The organism is Nocardia sp. Marseille-Q1738, from assembly GCF_965283145.1.
The window spans coordinates 103,980-121,464 of the sequence record NZ_CBDIMS010000010.1; the positions used below are offsets into that span (position 1 = coordinate 103,980).

The following is a 17,485-nucleotide window of genomic DNA, read 5'->3' on the forward strand; positions in this document are numbered from 1 at the left end:
CGCTCTGGCACCATGATCAAGCGGAACCTCGTTCCGATTACGAACGATACGGAACGCCGTTCCGCTTGGCAACCTCACTACCGAAGGGAGCGATGTGGTGACCGACACCGACGGGCGATCAGGGCAGGCGGCCCCTCGTAAGCGGGCCGACGCCCGGCGCAACGAGCAGACGCTGCTCGATGCCGCCGCCGCGGTGTTCGTCACGTCCGGCGTCGAGGCGCCGGTACGCGACATCGCGGCCAGGGCCGGCGTCGGGACGGGCACGATCTACCGCCACTTCCCGACGCGAGCGGACCTCATCATCGCCGTCTACCGCCACCAGGTCGAGGCGTGCGCCGAGGCGGGTCCGGCCCTGCTGGCCAGCAGCGCAACTCCGCATGCTGCGCTGGGACGATGGATCAACCTCTTCGTCGATTTCCTGGCCACCAAGCACGGACTCGCTGCCGTACTGCAGTCCGGCGACGCCGGCTTCGACACGCTGCACGCCTACTTTCTCGACCGCCTCGTGCCGGTGTGCACGCAGCTGCTCGACGCCGCAGCCGAGGCAGGCGAGATCCACCCGGGCGTGGATGCCTATGAACTGATGCGCGGCGTCGGCAATCTCTGCATCGGCGCGGCCGATGATCCCCGCTACGACGCACGCCGCCTGGTCGGATTCCTGATCGCAGGACTGCGCCGACCGTAATAGTCGTCAGCCTGGGCGGGACGCGGGGCGAGGCGTTCTCTGTGCATATCCGGAACCATGATCCGAATCGGTTCGAGGCTGCCTCCATGGAGGGTGACCGTCCCCGGCAACCGAACACAATTTGCTTGCCTCGACTCGTCGTTGAGCGCGTCCGACAGCATGGCGATCATGGAGCCGACGATTGGATCGAACTCCCTGGTCGCGACGGATTTCCCGGTAGCCGGTTCCACACCATGCGCAAGCGCAGTTGGTGTTTCGGCACGGCGATACCGGTCGCGCTGCACGCGCGGAGCGAACTCCGTGCGCCGACGCGTCGGCCAACAGGCTCGGGTGCTCGGCGCGCGGGTCTGGAATCGCCTCGGGCTGTCGGTTCTAAAGTCGCGTCACGACGCGGCCTCGCGGTGGAGCAGGTGCGGCGGGAAGGCCGCCGGATCGATGACGACGTGCTGGCCCACATCTCCCCGGCCCACAGCGAGAACATCAACTTCTTCGGCGCGATCGAGGTCGACATCGACGCCGAGCTGGCGCAGCTCGGCCCGACCGGGTACCGGCCGCTGCGGGCTCGCAACACGTTGTTCTGATCCGCGGGTCAGTGGGAGTCCGGTCTGGGGATACGGATGCCGGCGGAGCGGAGCTTGGTCTCGACGAGTGCGAGTGCCTGGGCGGCGGCTGATCCTTGCTCTTGGCCGTGGTGGGCGATCAGCTGGTATCGGGTTGCGGTGTCGGTGCGGGCTTGCAGGCCGGTCACGATTTTCAGCTGGGCGGGGTTGGCGAGGTAGTGGTCGGCCATGGCGGTGGCGAGTTCGTCGATGCGGGGGTCGTCCGGTTCCCAGGCCGCGGCCTGGGCGGCGCGTTGGATCAGGGCGACATAGTGGGGGTCGTCGAGGGCTTGTTCGAGGTGGGTGAGGTAGTCGTCGAAACCTTCTGGGACCAGGGCTCTGGCCAGCACCCAGCCCTCTCTGGTGGCCGCCACCTCGTCGGCGGGAAAGCCGAGGCCGGGCATTCGCTCCAGCAGCGCCACCGCGCGGTCCCCCAGCAGCGCACGGTCGCCGTCGGCGAGCCGGTGCAGTGTGTCGCGCCGCGCGATCAACTCCTCGATCCGTGCGGTGAGCTGCCGCTCGACGTCGGCGAGCGCTGCGGCGAACGAGGTGGTGTCGGCGTAGAGCATGGGTCCGATGTCGGCCAGTGGCACCCCGGCGGCGGCCAGTGTCCGGACCTGCACCAGCCGCAGCAACTCGGCTGATCCGTATCGCCGGAAACCGGAGCTGTCGCGTTCGGGCTCCGCGACCAGGCCGAGCTTGTGGTAGTGCCGCACCGTCTTCACCGTGACGCCGACGAATGCCGCCGCCTGCCCGATCGTGACTCCGTTCCTCATTCGCTCAGCCTTCCTCATCAGATGAAGTTCAGCGCAAACGCGATGGTGCCGAGCGTCGCCACGATCGAGGTGACGCCGACGTGCATCCCGATCGAGAGCCGGATGTCCTTGTGCCGCCAAGCGAACCAGTACCCGGGGAATGTGAAGATCACCCGCGACACGAACACCCAGGGCGACCAGAGGTGGTAGAGCGCGAACAAGACCGTATTGCATACCGGCGCCCATCCGCCCAGATGGGAGATCCGGGGAAGCAGGAAACCGCGAAAGTACAGCTCCTCGATGAGCGGCAGGGAGATTCCGGTCAGCGGCAGGCAGATCACCATTGTGGTGAGCAGCATCGAGTGCGAGTAGCCGTGCAGGTCGAGGTAGGTGTTGTTGCCGCTGCCGCCAGTGTTCGCGTACGGAAGCCAGGTGAAGAAGCCTTTGCAGAAGTTGTTCAGCGGTGCCAGCGCGAACCCGAGCACCATCATCCACGCGATCAGCCCGATGACCATCGCCACCAGCTTCCCGCGCGGGACCGGCTTGCCGATGTAGTACAGCACACCGTGCATCGAGAAGCGGCCGTTGCGGCGAAGGCCCAGCCACAGCAGCCCCAACAGGACCGGTATCAGAACCAGGCACAGGGCGATCGCCCAGCCCAGGAAGGCCGGATAACCGATGGCGTCGACGAACGGTTCAGCGATGAGTAGGTAGGTGGCTACGATCAGGACGCCGGGGACAAGATGCAACAAAACCGACAGCGGCAGGGAGTGGCGGTCGCCTAGCAGCCGCTCGACCAGTCCGCTCGGTTGTGTGTCTTCCAAGGTGTGCATGACGAGAATTCCTCGAGTGGTCCGTGTTGGACGTGGGTTGGAAAGTGCCGGACCCGTCGGGGCACAGCCCGGCGGACAGAACATGTGGGCGGCCACACCGAGCTGGTCGAGTTCGGTGTCGCCCCCGGGTCGCGTGCTAGTCAGCGAGATCCGTCTGTCCGCCGCCGAACACCTCGGCGAGGAGCCGCTGCTGTGCGTTCCGGAACGGCACGCCGATAGCCATGGCGGAGTCGTCAACGCAGGTCAGGGAGGCGGTCATGGTCTTGGTTCCGTCTGGGGTGCTGTACATCAGCGTCGCGTAGCCCGCGTGGCCGCCGTTGTGGGTGATGACGATGCCGCCCTCGGGACCCAGGTCCCGCACGAACACCCCGAGGCCGTAGTCCATGGTCGGGATGCCCGTCGGATGCGGCGTGCACATCTGGGCCAGCAGCTCGGCCGGCAGCAGTTTGCCGCTCAGCAGCGCGGAGATGAATGTGTGCAGGTCTCGGGTGGTCGAGATCATGTCACCACCACAGGGGTTCCAGGAGGGGTTGTGGCGGGTGACGTCGACGATCTTCTCGGTGCCGCCCTGCTCGTAGCGGTAGTAGGCGTGGGCATGCGGCTCGGGGAGCTCCGGCGAAGTCTCCGGCGCCACGGTGCCCGACAGCCCGAGCGGGCCCAGGATCCGTCGCCGCATCTCCTCGGCGAAGGACCGGCCGGTGACCTTCTCGATGAGCAGCCGCGCCAGCACGTAGTTGGTGTTGGAGTAGCTCCAGCCCGTCCCCGGCGCGAATCGCGCCGGCTTGGACAGTGCCAGCTCCACCAGTTCCTGCGGTCGGTAGGTCTTGAACCGGTGGTCCACCCACTCCTTGCCCAAGGGGGTACCCGGCGCGGGGATCCCGAGCACCACCGTCCCATCCTCGTTGAGCTCGCCGGTGAAGTTGAACACCCCGCTGGTGTGCTGCAGAAGCATCCGCACCGTGATCCGCTCGTCCAGCCCGAACTCGGGCAGGTAGTCCGCCGCCGGGGTGTCCAGCCCGACCTTGCCCTCGGCCACCAGTTGCAGTACCAGGGTCGCGGTGAAGGTCTTGGTGTTGCTGGCAATGCGGACGTGCCCGTCGATCGGCGGCTTCGCGGTCCCGCCGAGCTCGGCCAGCCCGGCGCTGCCGACCCACTCGCCCCGCTCGTCGTTCACGCGCAGCGACACCCCGATGAACCCGGAATCGACGATCTCCTCGATCACCTGCTGCAGCTCCGGGTGATCCTGTCCGGCAACCGTATTCGGCACGACGGCCCAGCTGTCCGCACCGGCCACCAGGTCGGCGGCGTCAAGGGCGGCGGCGACCTTGCGGGCCATCTCGGCCGTTGTGGCGCTGGGCTTGTCCAGCTCGACCTGGACGGCCTCGAGGACGCGCAGGATGGTGCCGCGGAAATTGTCGGCTTCGGTCGGATCTTGCTTGCCGAGCAGTTTCATGGCTGCGGTCAGTGCCGGCAGTACCCGGTCGGCGAGTTCGGCGACGGTCTTGCCCTTCAGTTCGATGTCCTTGGCGTTCGTGGCGAGCACGTGCCCGATCAGACCGGTCGCTGATGTCAGGGCGATGGTGGCGTTCGTGGCGGCCTTGCGGGGCGAGCCGGTGGCGGCGGCCATCAGCGACACCGCACCGTACGCGGCGGTACGCAGGGTGCTCTTGTCGTGGGCGGAAAGGGCGATCGACATGGTGGTTTGCTCCTCGAAATCGGTTGTGTCCCGGTCGGCTTCATGCCGCTGCGATGAGCGTCCACCCTGACCTAAGGTCAACTACAACCGTGATCTAGCTCATAGCAAGACTCTTTGCGGGCGACGAAATTCGACCGGTTCGCTCGCAACATGGCCGAGGCCGGCGAGATCCTGGACAGGTTGCGCGAGAAAGATGCCCTGTTCGGCCTCGGCAGCCAGACCTACGACCGGGCCGACCCGTTCGGCAAGCCGCTCCTGCAGAACCTCGCCATGGTCGCCGAATTCGAAGCCAACCTCGGCCACCTGCGCACCCGCGAAGGCATGGCCAAGGCCCGCGCGAAGGGACGCCTCAAAGGGAAACAGCCGAAACTCCTCCTCACAGCACGGAAAAGGATCCACCGCCGCTACCACGACCCCGCGGACGACGCGAGCCTGGCCGACCTCGCGGAGGAATACAGCGTCGGCCGCTCCACCATTCACCGCATCATCAGTGGGGACATGCCCCGAGCGGAGCCACACCCGACAGAACCGTAACACCTTGTAAGACAGCGGATTACGCCATATCCGCCCGATTTTCGGGAACCCGACTCGCTGCGGATCCGTGCAACCTCCCGCTTCAAGGTGCAACGCCTTTACAGATCCTTAGCGGGCAAGCTCCTCGACGTCCGATTGAACGGGTGTTTAACATATTGAACATGCGTTCAAACGATGATGAGCTGCCGGAAGCCGAGAAGATCCGCGTCGACCTCACCGGAGCACCGCAGACGATGCTCGCCACGTTGTATGCCAAGGCGCTGGACGCCGACGCAGAGAATCCGCTCTTGGGCGACACCTGGGCGAGGGATGCGGTTCGCCGCATCGACTACGACTGGCGAAGCACCAGCATCACCAGACGCAACCAATCCGGAGTGACACTTCGCACGGTCCACTTCGACAACTGGGCGCGCGAGTTCCTCGCCCTCCACGACCGTGCCACCGTGTTGCACCTCGGTTGCGGGCTGGACAGCCGAGCGTTCCGGCTGAACCCCGGCCCTGAAGTCGAGTGGTACGACGTGGACTATCCCGAGGTCATCAAGCTGCACGAACGGCTCTACCCGGCTCGCGAACACCATCACCGCATCGCCGTGTCCGTGACGGATCCGGCATGGCTGCAAGGGATTTCCGCCGACCGTCCCGTGCTGATGATCGCCGAGGGCCTGACCATGTATCTCACCGAAGACGCCGGCATCGCCCTGCTGCGTGCGGTGGCCGAGCACTTTCCCTCTGGTGAACTGCACTTCGACGCATTCAACGCTCTGGGGATCAGGTCGCAGAAAATCAACACCGTCGTTCGGCGCTCCGGTGCGACGCTGCACTGGGCGATCAATGGTCCCGACGACATCGTCTCCGCGGTGCCCGGGATTCGGCTGCTCGCCGCGATATCGGTATTCGACTCCGAGTCGTTCGAACACGGAGTATCCGGCGGCTATCGGTTGATGGGAAAGGTGATGTCGCTGGTTCCGGCACTGCGGATGATCGCCCAGTACCACCGCTACGCGTTCTGAACGTGCCGCTCTCGTGCACTGCCGACGTTGATCGGTGACGTCCTCGATCGGATCGAGCTACAACTGCTCGACGCCCCCCGATTCGCGCAAAGGGTTCTACCGGCCGGGTCATCAGCCGCCATCGAACGCCACTACAGCTGTGCCGTGGCGAAGCCGATGAGGAGCACGCTGAAGCCACCGATCTCACCGACGATCAACGCGGCCAGGACGAAACGCATCGAGGGCGGCGGATTACGCATCTGATTGTTGGTCTGGCGCTGCACTCCGAGCCGGATGTAGTTCGCAATCGTCACCACGAACAGCAGGACGATCACCGAAGCCGCACCGAAATTCACCGCGGACGGCCAGCCCGACAGTTCCACGAACACCGCGATCAACCCGGTCGCGAACGCGTACAGCAGCGCGGCCCGATGGGCGATATCGACATAGGGATGTGCCGAGCCATCCGGCGAGGTAGTCATCGCCTGCCACTTCCACACACCGAGAACCAGCGCCCACAGGAAGATCAGCCCAGCAAAGAACAGCACCCAGGCCGTGTCCGTGTGAATAACCACGGTCGTTCCCTCATCAGTCCAGCGCGTACCCTCTTGGTCCGCCGTCCAGCGGTAGCGTACCGGCTCAGTCCCGCAAGCGTGCGGCAACAACCAACCGTCGCTGTGTTATCGAACGGTCGTGATCACCTGGTGACATACGGTGCCGCACTCGCTCGCGACACCAACCTCGATCTGCTTGACTGGTTTCCGTGCCCTCGAACAGCACCATCACCAGCCTTCACACTCTCGACGGTCTCAACCTCGCTGCCACACTCGTAACACCGGACCAGCTGCTCCACCGTGCTGTCGTCATGGTGCACGGTGGCGGTGTGACCAGAGAGGAGGGCGGTTTCTTCACGCGACTGTCCGCCGGCCTTGCCGACGCGGGGATTGCCTCGCTCCGGTTCGATCTCCGTGGTCACGGTGAGAGCGAAGGACGGCAAGAAGAGCTGACACTGTCGACAATCCTCAATGACATCCGCGTCGCCCTGGCCCACCTGCGGGATGCGACCAGCGCGAACGAGATCAGCCTCCTGGGTGCCAGCTTCGGTGGTGGCATCACGGCCTATTACGCCGCCAAACGGCCGGACGAGCTGACCCGCTTGGTGCTCCTGAATCCGCAGCTGGACTACAAAAAGCGCACCATCGACAACCGGGACTACTGGACCAATGACGTCATCAGTGACGAACGGGCCAAAGAACTGAATGACACTGGCGCCGTTCAATTCTCGCCGACACTCAAGCACGGTAGGCCGCTTCTCAACGAAGTGTTCTGGCTGAAGCCGAACGAAGTCCTGGGCGAGATCGAGACGCCGACACTGATCATCCATGGCAACGCCGACACGCTTGTGCCCATCGACGGCTCCAGAGCGGCCGTCGCTCAGTTCACTGCGCCGGTCGAACTGATCGAGATCGAGGGATCGCAGCACGGCTTCGCGGTACATGACGATCCGCAGTATCTCGATCCCAGAAGCCAGGAGTACCAGGTCGAGGTAATCGGCATCGTGACCGACTGGCTTACCACCGGAACCGTCTCACGACAGTAGAACGTCGTGGAGTTGCCGGACTTGTGGACGGTGGCTCCACGGATCAAGGGTGCGAACGACGTCCGCGATGACGTTCATCGTTCGCTCCGAACGGGTCTCGCGTGCGATGACTACTGACTGGACGGCAACCCTGGCAGCTTCGTCAGGTTCTCCACTGAGAGCGAAAGCTTTCGCCTGCCGCGCGCTGAAGAATCCAGCGTCCCGCCGCGATAGGGACCCACCAGCGAGCACCTTGCCGAAAAGTTGAGTGGCCAGCGATGGCTTGCCTGCTTCGGTGTAGCAGCATGCTGACCGGAGGAGAAGGGTGCTTTCGTTGAAGTAGCTGACCAGGAAATCATCGGCACCGCCTGCCCGGCCCAGCAGGTGCTGGGCATCGTCCAGCGTCTGCGTCACTACATTGACGGGTTCGCCAACCATGGCCAGGCCCAAAGCTTCTTGCTGCATCACCTCGGCTCGAACGCGGATCGGTAGCTGCCACGGACCGTCCTTGGCGGCCTGTGCCAGGGTCAATAGCGTGCCGGTATCACGGGTTTCGTAGGCCATCTGGGATTTCTTCATGAGGACGTATCCCTGCATGGGCAAGTTGCCCGCAGCCTGCGCCCATTCCATCGCACGGTCGTAGAAGAAAGTGGCCGTCAGCGAATCGTGGAGATCGCGGTACAGCCAGCCAGCGAATTCTGCTCCATCGGCACCAACAGCCAGCAATTGCCGTCGAACATCCGGGTGCACATCGCGGCAGTGGCGTCGAATCGTCCGAACGACAGCGAGTGTCAGTGGAAGCGCCTCCGCGGGGCCAAGCGAACCGTCATCTGCCTTACAACGGACTAGCTGGTTGCGGAAGAACTCAACTACCGTCCCATCGAAGTAGCGGTGCGCATCCTCCAGCGCTTGACCGGTACGCTGCAGGTCCTCGGAATAGTCCGGTGGCAGTGGAGCAGTGCCATCCGAGCTCAGCCACCGTGCCAACGCCACGGCGTCATGACGGTCGGTAGCCGCGTCAGTCGGAGCACTATTCCGATTCGGCAGCTTGAACCAGAGCAATTCGTCCGGAACACCAAGCGCCGTTGCCCACTGGATGAGCTTGGACAATTGTTCGGGAGCCGGGCCCGTCTCGATCCGGCTGAGTTGGGCTTGGGTGAGACCCAACCAGTTCGCCACCAACTCTTGCGGCAACGAGCGACCGTGGTGGGGATGTCGGCGGTAGGCGCAGATAACTCGGCCCATATGCCAGGTGGCGAGGGCATCACGCATCTGGTCTGTCTGCCAAAAGGCGTTCGGCACGGTCGGCGGCTTGGCTAGTTCCGAGCGGAAGGTGGATTCACACGGGCTGCAGAACGCCTGCGGGTTGTAGTGGCTCAGCCTGTTCCCGCAGCGTGCGCAGTAGCGCTGCGTTTTGGGTTCCCGCTTCATGAGGTTCGCTCCGGGGGTAGCACGGGTATCGCTGATTGCCCTGATCGGGGTGGACCATAGCGCCCCCCGACGACGAGTGCCATACGTTTCACGCATATCCACAAAAACTGCCTTTTACCAGGGCTTACACCCGTGTCGTCGCAGTCTGGAGCCGATTCTGCGGTGACCAGTACCGCTGGCATGCATACCGGCCAGTGTTGCGGCGACATACCTCCGTTCGGCTACGTCCGCGACCGTAAGAGTCGGTACCCGGTGTCGGGGTGACGCCCACACGCTTCCGGGCGCATCGGCCCGCACGCGCCGCCGGGCCGGTGGCGAGAGCCCTCGGTGCCGGGTACCGCTTTACCGCCAAGACTGATACGGAAAGTGCCACTACCTATGCCGACTCAATCCCTTGCTCTCTACCAGCTGGTCGCGCTGTCCGATGAAGCTGCTCACCAGCCACCGACCGTGCCGTTCACCATCGAGCAGGCCCACACCGCTATGCGATACCACGTGGCCTGCCGGGCACGGCGCTGTCCGAGAAAGGCTGCCGCACTCGAGACATTAGCGGAGGCGAGCCGTGTCGTTCCCTCCACCACCAAGCCGCGATGAAGTGCAACCGCTCGATAAGTGACCAACTCTTCCCGAATGCCGAGCAGCTGTGTCGGGCGTTCCGCGGTGAGGTGGCGATGTCGCACTCGACAACACTGATGGACGCGGCTTCGGCGATGATTCCGGTGCACCATAAGCGGCGCGAAGTGATCCGGTTGATGCGTACACCGGAGGCCCTGTCCACGAGCGAGTTGCGTTGCGCCGTGAGTGACTTCAACGCCGTCGAGATCGAACTGGCCACGCTGGCCACGAAGATCGACCATGCCGTGGCAAATACTCTTCGTGGCCGCCGCCGTGTGTCAGGGGTGTGGCACACCGAGACCGTGGGGCTCGTGGTCTCCCGTATGGCGGGCCTGTGGCTGAAATACCTGGACAGCAGTCGGCATGAGGATGCGTTCTGGGTAGCGCGGATGAGTGATGCGTACAACTGCCTGATAACAGACCTCACGGAAGGCCGGCGGCTACCGCCAGATGTGTAGGCTCGGTAGCCGTGATTCAACCTGGAAGGAGAGCGGACCTGCGCCGTTGCGTTGTAGACCAGTTATCCAGAGGTGCCGTAGGCGTCGATGCTCGACGAAACGTATGGTCATTCGGTTCGTGAAACGTCGGACGTGTCTATACGGCGTCCCGGCATCCACAAATTACGCGCCCGAACCCATCTGCGGCGTATTCATCCGGCGTCGAAATAAATGGCGACTTATCCATGATTGCTGACCTCGCTCCAATGCCCTGCGCCGTTCAGCGTAACGCGCGATAGAATGAGGATTCAGAGCGCGTACCCAAAGCGGGCGACCGACCATGATCCGCTCAGTTTCTCGTAGCTCGCCATGGAGGTGCTGCCGGTCCTCGGGTGCGAGCATCACGTCCATATAAATTTCGGCAACATACTCACACTCGGCCGCGTGTCCCATTGTGAATCCCCGTGTCTCGGGCCTGCCGGCATGGTCCGAGTCTGGGCCCGTTGAGCCTTGGTGGAGGGCAACCTTCATTGCTTCAATTGCGAGATCTTGCTCGTCCATCCACTGAGGCGGACCGCTCATTCCGCGGCTCGCCAAGAACTCGGCTATCACCGGAGCATTTGACGAAGTCCATCCATCGGAGTATCCATCATGTGTCTCAAAGCCTCTAAGGTTGTCCATACTCCCAAAGAGGCACACGTCAATTCTTCGTCCATTCAAGGTGCGCATCTCAATGTGAAGCAGCACGGCGTCGTTATTTGTGTAAGAACTGATGAACTCCGCGAAAGATACCGTACCTACGCCTCTTACGAATGCAGACTTTGGTGGGTTATCCGACACTTCCGCTGGTTGCAAAAATTTTTCTATACGCTTCGCCTCCTCCAGGCGATTTCTAGTGGCGTATTCGGTAGATTTTGTGCTTGCATTTGCCACTGTCAGGTTCAGTCCAGCGGACCATTGTCGGCGCCCTTCCAGCTCTATGCCGTTCTCTTCAGCGATATCTCGTATGGCGCGGTCGGACCAGTACAAATACTTGCCTACAGACTGTTTCGACATCGAACCCCCAGCGCTCAGATTAATGCACACAGTACGACTCTCGCGACATAGTCTAGTCGGACAGCCAATGCCCTGCGGCGATGCACTGGTTCCAGCGGCCCAGGATTGCACTTCGCTGCGGCAGCACGTCCTACGGCGCGCCGGACTAAGGGATAGGCCGACGCTGGGTGACCTTGCACTGCTCCAGCGATCATCGGACCATCGGCAGCGATGGAGTGCTCGAGGCTGCGAAATGGGTACCGTGGTTGGCCAACGGGGACTGCGGCACGATTCGGCCGACGCGAGATAGCTGACGCAGACGACCGGTGTGCCGCTGCGTGCCGCCACTGTCGTTACCAGCCGTAGGTCGAGAAGGGCTTGCTGTCGGTGATGTACTGGATAGCGGTCCGGCAGTAGCCGATCATGTGGTCGGGCAGGGCATTCAGCGCGAACCACTGCAGTGCGCTGCACTTGTCCGGCTCCATATTCGTCGGCTCGCCTTGCCAGGCACGCACCGTGAAGAAGAACGCCATCCGGCCACCGGAGGACGAATTGTGCATGACGTGGCTGAAGGCGACGTCGGCAGGCGCGATCGTCACCCCGGTTTCTTCCTCAGCCTCGCGGATCACTGCGTCGATAACGGATTCATCCGCTTCCAGATGCCCGCTGGGCAGGTGCCAGGCACCATCCTCGAAGCCGGTGTTCCGGCGCAGACCGAACAGCACGTGGTTGCCGCGACGCAGGAGCAGGTGGACATCACCGGTCACTTTGTGACGCTGGGGCTTGGGTTTGTGATGGGACTCGACGGTCGCGTTCATGCAGCGATGTTCCTTTCACGTCAATCACATCGTTTTACCTGGGGTTTTGCCGGAAAGCGGAACGGCCTAGCCTACTGCGTGGGCACGGGATGGGGTATACGCCGGACGCATTGCGGTGTGGGTGACTCCGGTATACCGCCCCGACGCACACATTCAAGGGTGGACCTGGGTAGCCGGACTGGGGTGTCTCCGTGGATGCAGCCGAGGATGAGGGCTTCGGCGGCCACGACCATGTGTTTTTATCGGAAAACCGCTGTGGCCCTGGGCATTCCGCTCAGGGCCACAGGTCTGCGATGGAGAACCTACTTCTGCTCGTAGGTGCCGATGAGAGTCGCGCGGGCCAGGGTGTGGGAGAACAGGTTGAAGCCGAGGTAGGCGGGGGTGGCGTTTTCGTCGATGCCGAGGCTTTCGACGTCTACGGCGTGGACGACGATGAAGTAGCGGTGCGGGCCGTGGCCGGGCGGCGGGGCGGCGCCGACGAAGCCGTGGAAGCCGCCGTCGTTGCGCAGGGTGATCGCGCCGGTTGGGAGGGCGCCGCCTTCCTCGCCGCTGCCGGCGCCGCTGGGCAGGGAGGTCACGGTGCCGGGGATGTCGGCGACGGCCCAGTGCCAGAAGCCGGATGCGGTGGGTGCGTCGGGGTCGTAGACGGTGACGGCGAAGCTCTTGGTCTCCGCGGGGAAGCCCGACCAGGACAGTTGCGGGGAGATGTCTTTGCCTCCCGCGCCGAAGACGCCGCTGACCTGATCGTTGTTGAGCGGCTGGCCGTCGGTCACGTCGCTGGAGGTGAGGGTGAACGACGGCACCTGCGGCAGTGCGTCGTAGGGGTTGTAGGTCATGGAACCTCTTTCCGGATCGGTTCAGCTGTGCAGGAGGAAGTGTTCCAGTACGCGGGTGCCGAATTCGAGAGCATCGACCGGTACCCGCTCGTCGACGCCGTGGAACAGGGCGGAGAAGTCCAGTTCCGGCGGCAGCTGCAGCGGGGCGAAACCGAAGCAGCGAATTCCCAAGCGGGCGAACGCTTTCGCGTCCGTTCCGCCGGAGAGCATGTAGGGCACCGTGCGGCCCCGCGGATCATGGGCGAGCACGGCGTTGTTCATCGCGTCGACCAGATCGCCGTCGAAAGTCGTCTCGTAGGAGTCGAGTTTGGTGATCCACTCGCGTTCGACGTCGGGGCCGATCAGCTCGTCCACCTCGCGTTCGAACGCGGCCTGCCGCCCGGGGACCACGCGGCAGTCCACCACCGCCTCGGCGGTCTGCGGGATGACGTTGGCCTTGTACCCGGCCTGCAACATGGTCGGATTCGCGGTGTCGCGCAGCGTCGCGCCGATGATGCGGGAGATGGTGCCCAGCTTCGCCAGTTGGCCTTCGATATCGGGACTCGACGGGTCGAACTGGAGGCCGGTCTCTTCGGCGACGGCGGCCAGGAACGCGGCCACCGACTCCGAAAGCACGAGGGGGAAGGTGTGTTTGCCCAGTCGCGCCACCGCGTCGGCGAGGATGGTCACCGCGTTGTCCTCGTGCAGGAACGAGCCGTGGCCCGCACGGGCCTTGGCGCGCAACCGCATCCAGCCGAGACCCTTCTCGGCGGTCTCCACCAGATACAACCTGCGTTCGGTGCCGTCGGGACGCGGGACGGTCAGCGAGAACCCGCCGACCTCCCCCACCGCCTCGGTGACGCCGTGGAAAAGGTCCGGCCGGTTGTCCACCAGCCACTGCGAGCCCCACTTGCCGCCGTTCTCCTCGTCGGCGAGGAAGGCGAAGACCAGATCGCGCGGCGGTACCGTGCCCTCGAGCTTGAACTGGCGGGCGACCGCCAGCGTCATCCCGACCATGTCCTTCATGTCGATCGCGCCGCGACCCCACACGTAGCCGTCGCGGACCGCGCCGGAGAACGGGTGCACACTCCAGTCGGCGGCCTGGGCGGGCACCACGTCCAGATGCCCGTGGATCATCAGCGCGCCACGACTGCGATCCGCGCCTTCCAGCCGCGCGAAGACATTGCCGCGTCCCGGGGCGCCGGACTCCACGTACTCGGTGACATATCCCGCTTGGTGCAGCTGGTCGGCCACCCACTGCGCACACTCGCGCTCCCCCTTGGTGGTGGCCAGGTCGCCGGTGTTGGAGGTGTCGAAGCGGATCAGCGTGCTGACCAGCTCCACCACTTCCGACACCGCGCGGGTGTTTCGGTTCGGATCGATTCCTTCGCCAGTTGCGGACACGCTCCCTTTCCTACCACCCGGACGGTGGTGCGATCCCGCGGCCGGGGTGTCGCGTCGGGTCGCCGAGCCCGCACGGTGGGTGATCGCGCCGGACAGGGTTGCCATCAGGGTGATCGCAACTCATGCGCTGCCGCGGTCCACTTCCTCGGGGAATACCACCCGCACGAACGCCCAGAAGCGGAACACCATGCCCAACGCGGTGCCGATCAGCTGCGCGGCGACGAAATCGGCCAGGTTCTGGGTGAACCGGGAGACTTCGGGCACCTCCAGGTGCAGCACATACCGCGAGACCCACAGCGGTGCGGTGTTGATCGCGACGGCCAGGAAACTGACCAGGTAGAATAGCGCGGCCTCGTGATGCCCGCGCCGTCCGCCGCGTTCGTTGAAGGACCACTGCTTGTTCAGCACATACGACAGCGTGATCGCCGCGAGCACGGCGAGGACTTTGGCCGTGACTGGATGCGACTCCAGCACAGTGCTCTTCAGAGTCAGGAAAATTGCGGTGTCCAGCGTGAACGCGGCGACGCCGACGGAAGCGAATCGGATCAGTTCTCGACGCCGTGCCTCGCCCCCCAGCGCGGACGTCACCCGAGCGAAAACGGGGCGTTCGGAAAATAGCACAGGTAAAGTTTCCGGCACATGTCCCGACCCCACAACAAGATCGGCAGATTCATCGCACCCGATGTTCCGGGGAGGTGGATCGCGGGCAGGTGAGAAGACAGCGTGAAGAAGGCCAAGCGGCGCACCCGTCACCAGCAGGCAGAGCGCGACACGCAGGGGCGGGCCGCGGAGCCCATCGCCGTGGTCGGCATGAGCTGCCGGTTCGCCGGGGGTGCGGATTCACCGGAAGCGTTGTGGCGCTTGCTGATCGAAGAGATCGACGCGGTCGCCGACACGCCGCCGCCGCACCGGTGGTCCGGCGACTACACCGATCCCGACCGGGCCGCCGCAGGCAAGACGGTCTCGGTCGCCGGGGGCTATCTGCCGGACGTCGCGGGGTTCGACGCCGAGTTCTTCGGGATCACCCCGCGCGAGGCGGCGGATATGGACCCGCAGCAACGCTTGGCGCTGGAATTGGCCTGGGAAGCGTTCGAGGACGCGGGCATCCGGCCCGACCGCGTTCCGGAGACCGGCGTGTACTTCGCCAATAAGTTCAACGACTATCGCGCCGTCAAACTTGCCCGTGGCGCCACCGCCATCACGCCGTTCACCAGTACCGGTGACGTCGAGGGCGTCATCGCCAACCGGGTGTCGTACTTCCTGGGTTTCGACGGGCCCAGCATGACCGTGAACGCTTCCTGCGCCGGATCACTGGTCGCGGTGCATTTGGCCTGCCAGGCGCTGCGGGCTGGTGAGAGTGAGCTGGCGATCGCCGGTGGCGTGCAGCTGAACCTGATTCCCGAGACCGCGATCGGGCTGTCCGCGCTGGGCGTGCTGTCCGCTCGCGGCCGGTCCCGCACCTTCGACGCCTCCGCGGACGGCTACGTGCGCGGCGAGGGTGGCGCGGTGGTCGTGCTCAAACCGCTGACGCAGGCGCTGCGCGACGGCGACCGTGTCTACTGCACCCTGCTGGGCAGCGCCACCAACAACAACGGCAACCACCGCTCCATGCCCGCCAGTAGCGCCGAGGGGCAGCGGCAGCTGCTGCGGCGCGCGTGCGCGCGGGCGGGCGTCGACCCGATGACGATCGACTACGTCGAGGCGCACGGCACGGGCACCGCGGTCGGTGACCGCGCGGAACTGTCCGCGCTGGCCGAGGTTTATGGGACCGGCCGCGCCCCCGATGCTCCGTTGACGGTCGGCTCTATCAAAACCAATATCGGGCACACCGAGGCGGCCGCGGGGATGGCGGGGCTGGTGAAGGTCGCACTCGCTCTGTCGCATGGCCGCATTCCGCGCAGTCTCCATTTCGACTGTGCACCAGGCGATTTCGACTTATCAGCGGCTGGACTGCGGGTCGCTGACACGGCATTGTCGTGGCCGCGGCACGATGGCCCGGCACGCGCCGCGGTGAGCGCGTTCGGTTTCGGCGGCTCCAACGCCCATGTGATCGTCGAAGCGGCGCCGCAAGCCGCGCCGGTGACAGCGTCCGAGGTCCCAGAACGGCTGGTGGTGCTGTCGGCGCGCACCGAGGCCGCGTTGCGGGCACACGCCAGCCGTCTGCGCGACCACCTCGTGAGCGAACCCGGCATCCTGCTCGGCGAACTCGCACATACGCTCGCCGCGAGAACACCTTTCCGTCACCGGCTGGCGGTGGTAGCCGAGCATGTGGACCACGTTGTCGAGTTCCTCGACAGCTACCTCGACGGGGCCGACAATGCGGACAGCGCCGACGACAGGGAAAACGAGGTGCTGAGCCGTGTGCTGTCCGCGGCTCTGCGTCCGGGAACCGTGGACCGGCGCGAGCTGCTGGCGGCGGCGGGCGTGCTGTTCCGGCGTGGCGTCGAGCCCGACTGGGCGGCCGTCAACCCACCGGGGCGTCCGATCTCGTTGCCAACCTATCCATTTCAGCGGCAACGGCATTGGGCGACTCCGGAACCACGGGCGGAAGAGCCCGGTGTTGCCCGGCCCGAGTCCTCGGCGACCTATTCGCCGCCAGCTGACGCTACCGCGTCCATCGGTCGATCGGCACCGCGGCGTGCGGCCGAGCACGTTGGCCCCGGCATCGAGTCGTCGGCGGACTATTCCGCGCTGGTCGAATCCGATGGCTTCGCCGGTAGTCCGACTCGCGGGCGCGCCGCGATCGAGCAGCGCAACGAGTCCGACATCGCGCCGAACGAGTCGTCGAGCGCTTCCGTCGCGGTCGGATCCGCTCCCACCGGTGGAGATTCGGCATCGCTCGAGCGGCTGACCGAGTCCAGGGAGCTGGCAGATATCGTCCAGCCCGACGTCGCGGCGCTTGCCGCGTTGGTCACCAAGGAGCTGGCCGAGGTCGTGGGCATTGCTGCTGATCGCGTCGACGCGCGCCAGAACTTCGACCAACTCGGCATCGGCTCGGTGCATGCCGTGGAGCTCAGCGCTCGCCTCAGCGCCCGGCTGGGCATCGACGTCCCGGCCGCCATCATCTGGGGGTGCCCCACTGTCGAGCTGCTTTCCACCGAACTGGTCACACGCTTCGCGCCGGTGAGGCCGGCGGCTGATTCCATCGCCAGGTCCGCTCCCCGGCCAGCAGTTCCGGAGCCCACGCTGGACCAGGAAGCCCTCTCCACCGCCGAACTGCTCGCACTGAGCCGAGAACTCCTGGGCTGAACTGGCTAGCG

16 protein-coding genes and 1 pseudogene are annotated in these 17,485 nt (G+C 64.9%); 7 read left to right on the forward strand and 10 right to left on the reverse strand.

The window, feature by feature from the left end; genetic code table 11:
- Positions 1–97 precede the first annotated feature (97 nt).
- A complete protein-coding gene (locus tag ACWPXK_RS28495) occupies positions 98–685 on the forward strand; it encodes a TetR/AcrR family transcriptional regulator (protein WP_454199255.1) in 588 nt (195 codons plus the stop codon).
- Between the two features lie 392 nt (positions 686–1,077).
- A pseudogene (locus tag ACWPXK_RS28500) lies at positions 1,078–1,266 on the forward strand (Tn3 family transposase); the annotation flags it as partial.
- Between the two features lie 8 nt (positions 1,267–1,274).
- Here the strand turns inward: ACWPXK_RS28500 and ACWPXK_RS28505 are convergent.
- From ACWPXK_RS28505 to ACWPXK_RS28515, 3 genes are all read right to left on the reverse strand, one after another.
- The gene (locus tag ACWPXK_RS28505; RefSeq protein WP_454199256.1) at positions 1,275–2,060 is read right to left on the reverse strand and encodes a MerR family transcriptional regulator; all 786 of its coding nucleotides are present in this window, start codon (positions 2,058–2,060) and stop codon (positions 1,275–1,277) included.
- 17 nt (positions 2,061–2,077) lie between these two features.
- Positions 2,078–2,872, reverse strand: a complete 795-nt coding sequence (locus ACWPXK_RS28510; RefSeq protein WP_454199257.1) for a CPBP family intramembrane glutamic endopeptidase — start codon at positions 2,870–2,872, stop codon at positions 2,078–2,080.
- Positions 2,873–3,008: 136 nt separating this feature from the next.
- The gene (locus tag ACWPXK_RS28515) at positions 3,009–4,568 is read right to left on the reverse strand and encodes a serine hydrolase domain-containing protein (protein WP_454199258.1); all 1,560 of its coding nucleotides are present in this window, start codon (positions 4,566–4,568) and stop codon (positions 3,009–3,011) included.
- A gap of 114 nt (positions 4,569–4,682) precedes the next feature.
- Between ACWPXK_RS28515 and ACWPXK_RS28520 the strand changes: the two genes are divergently transcribed.
- Positions 4,683–5,102: a recombinase family protein gene (locus ACWPXK_RS28520; protein WP_454199259.1), complete on the forward strand. Its 420-nt coding sequence runs from the start codon at positions 4,683–4,685 to the stop codon at positions 5,100–5,102.
- 182 nt (positions 5,103–5,284) lie between these two features.
- Positions 5,285–6,112, forward strand: coding sequence for a class I SAM-dependent methyltransferase (locus tag ACWPXK_RS28525; RefSeq protein WP_454199350.1), 828 nt, complete (start codon positions 5,285–5,287; stop codon positions 6,110–6,112).
- 131 nt (positions 6,113–6,243) lie between these two features.
- Here ACWPXK_RS28525 and ACWPXK_RS28530 read toward each other — a convergent pair whose 3' ends face one another.
- The gene (locus ACWPXK_RS28530) at positions 6,244–6,660 is read right to left on the reverse strand and encodes a hypothetical protein (protein WP_454199351.1); all 417 of its coding nucleotides are present in this window, start codon (positions 6,658–6,660) and stop codon (positions 6,244–6,246) included.
- Positions 6,661–6,854: 194 nt separating this feature from the next.
- Here ACWPXK_RS28530 and ACWPXK_RS28535 point away from each other — a divergent pair, with 194 nt between their 5' ends.
- The gene (locus ACWPXK_RS28535) at positions 6,855–7,691 is read left to right on the forward strand and encodes an alpha/beta hydrolase (protein WP_454199260.1); all 837 of its coding nucleotides are present in this window, start codon (positions 6,855–6,857) and stop codon (positions 7,689–7,691) included.
- Here the strand turns inward: ACWPXK_RS28535 and ACWPXK_RS28540 are convergent.
- Positions 7,680–9,101, reverse strand: coding sequence for a helix-turn-helix domain-containing protein (locus tag ACWPXK_RS28540; RefSeq protein WP_454199262.1), 1,422 nt, complete (start codon positions 9,099–9,101; stop codon positions 7,680–7,682). The genes ACWPXK_RS28535 and ACWPXK_RS28540 overlap by 12 nt on opposite strands.
- 590 nt (positions 9,102–9,691) lie before the next feature.
- On the opposite strand from ACWPXK_RS28540, the gene ACWPXK_RS28545 reads away from it, so the two are divergent.
- A complete protein-coding gene (locus ACWPXK_RS28545) occupies positions 9,692–10,174 on the forward strand; it encodes a hypothetical protein (protein ID WP_454199263.1) in 483 nt (160 codons plus the stop codon).
- Between the two features lie 162 nt (positions 10,175–10,336).
- Here the strand turns inward: ACWPXK_RS28545 and ACWPXK_RS28550 are convergent, their stop codons facing one another.
- The 5 genes from ACWPXK_RS28550 to ACWPXK_RS28570 form a co-directional block, all read right to left on the reverse strand.
- Positions 10,337–11,209, reverse strand: a complete 873-nt coding sequence (locus tag ACWPXK_RS28550) for a DUF7019 family protein (protein ID WP_454199264.1) — start codon at positions 11,207–11,209, stop codon at positions 10,337–10,339.
- Between the two features lie 332 nt (positions 11,210–11,541).
- Entirely contained in the window at positions 11,542–12,006 is a 465-nt protein-coding gene (locus ACWPXK_RS28555) for an NUDIX hydrolase (protein ID WP_454199265.1), read from the reverse strand.
- Between the two features lie 302 nt (positions 12,007–12,308).
- A complete protein-coding gene (locus tag ACWPXK_RS28560; RefSeq protein ID WP_454199266.1) occupies positions 12,309–12,842 on the reverse strand; it encodes a YbhB/YbcL family Raf kinase inhibitor-like protein in 534 nt (177 codons plus the stop codon).
- Between the two features lie 21 nt (positions 12,843–12,863).
- Entirely contained in the window at positions 12,864–14,225 is a 1,362-nt protein-coding gene (locus tag ACWPXK_RS28565) for a M20/M25/M40 family metallo-hydrolase (protein WP_454199267.1), read from the reverse strand.
- Between the two features lie 120 nt (positions 14,226–14,345).
- Positions 14,346–14,846: a GtrA family protein gene (locus ACWPXK_RS28570; protein WP_454199268.1), complete on the reverse strand. Its 501-nt coding sequence runs from the start codon at positions 14,844–14,846 to the stop codon at positions 14,346–14,348.
- 102 nt (positions 14,847–14,948) lie between these two features.
- Here ACWPXK_RS28570 and ACWPXK_RS28575 point away from each other — a divergent pair, with 102 nt between their 5' ends.
- Entirely contained in the window at positions 14,949–17,474 is a 2,526-nt protein-coding gene (locus ACWPXK_RS28575; protein ID WP_454199269.1) for a beta-ketoacyl synthase N-terminal-like domain-containing protein, read from the forward strand.
- The last annotated feature ends 11 nt before the right edge of the window (positions 17,475–17,485 follow it).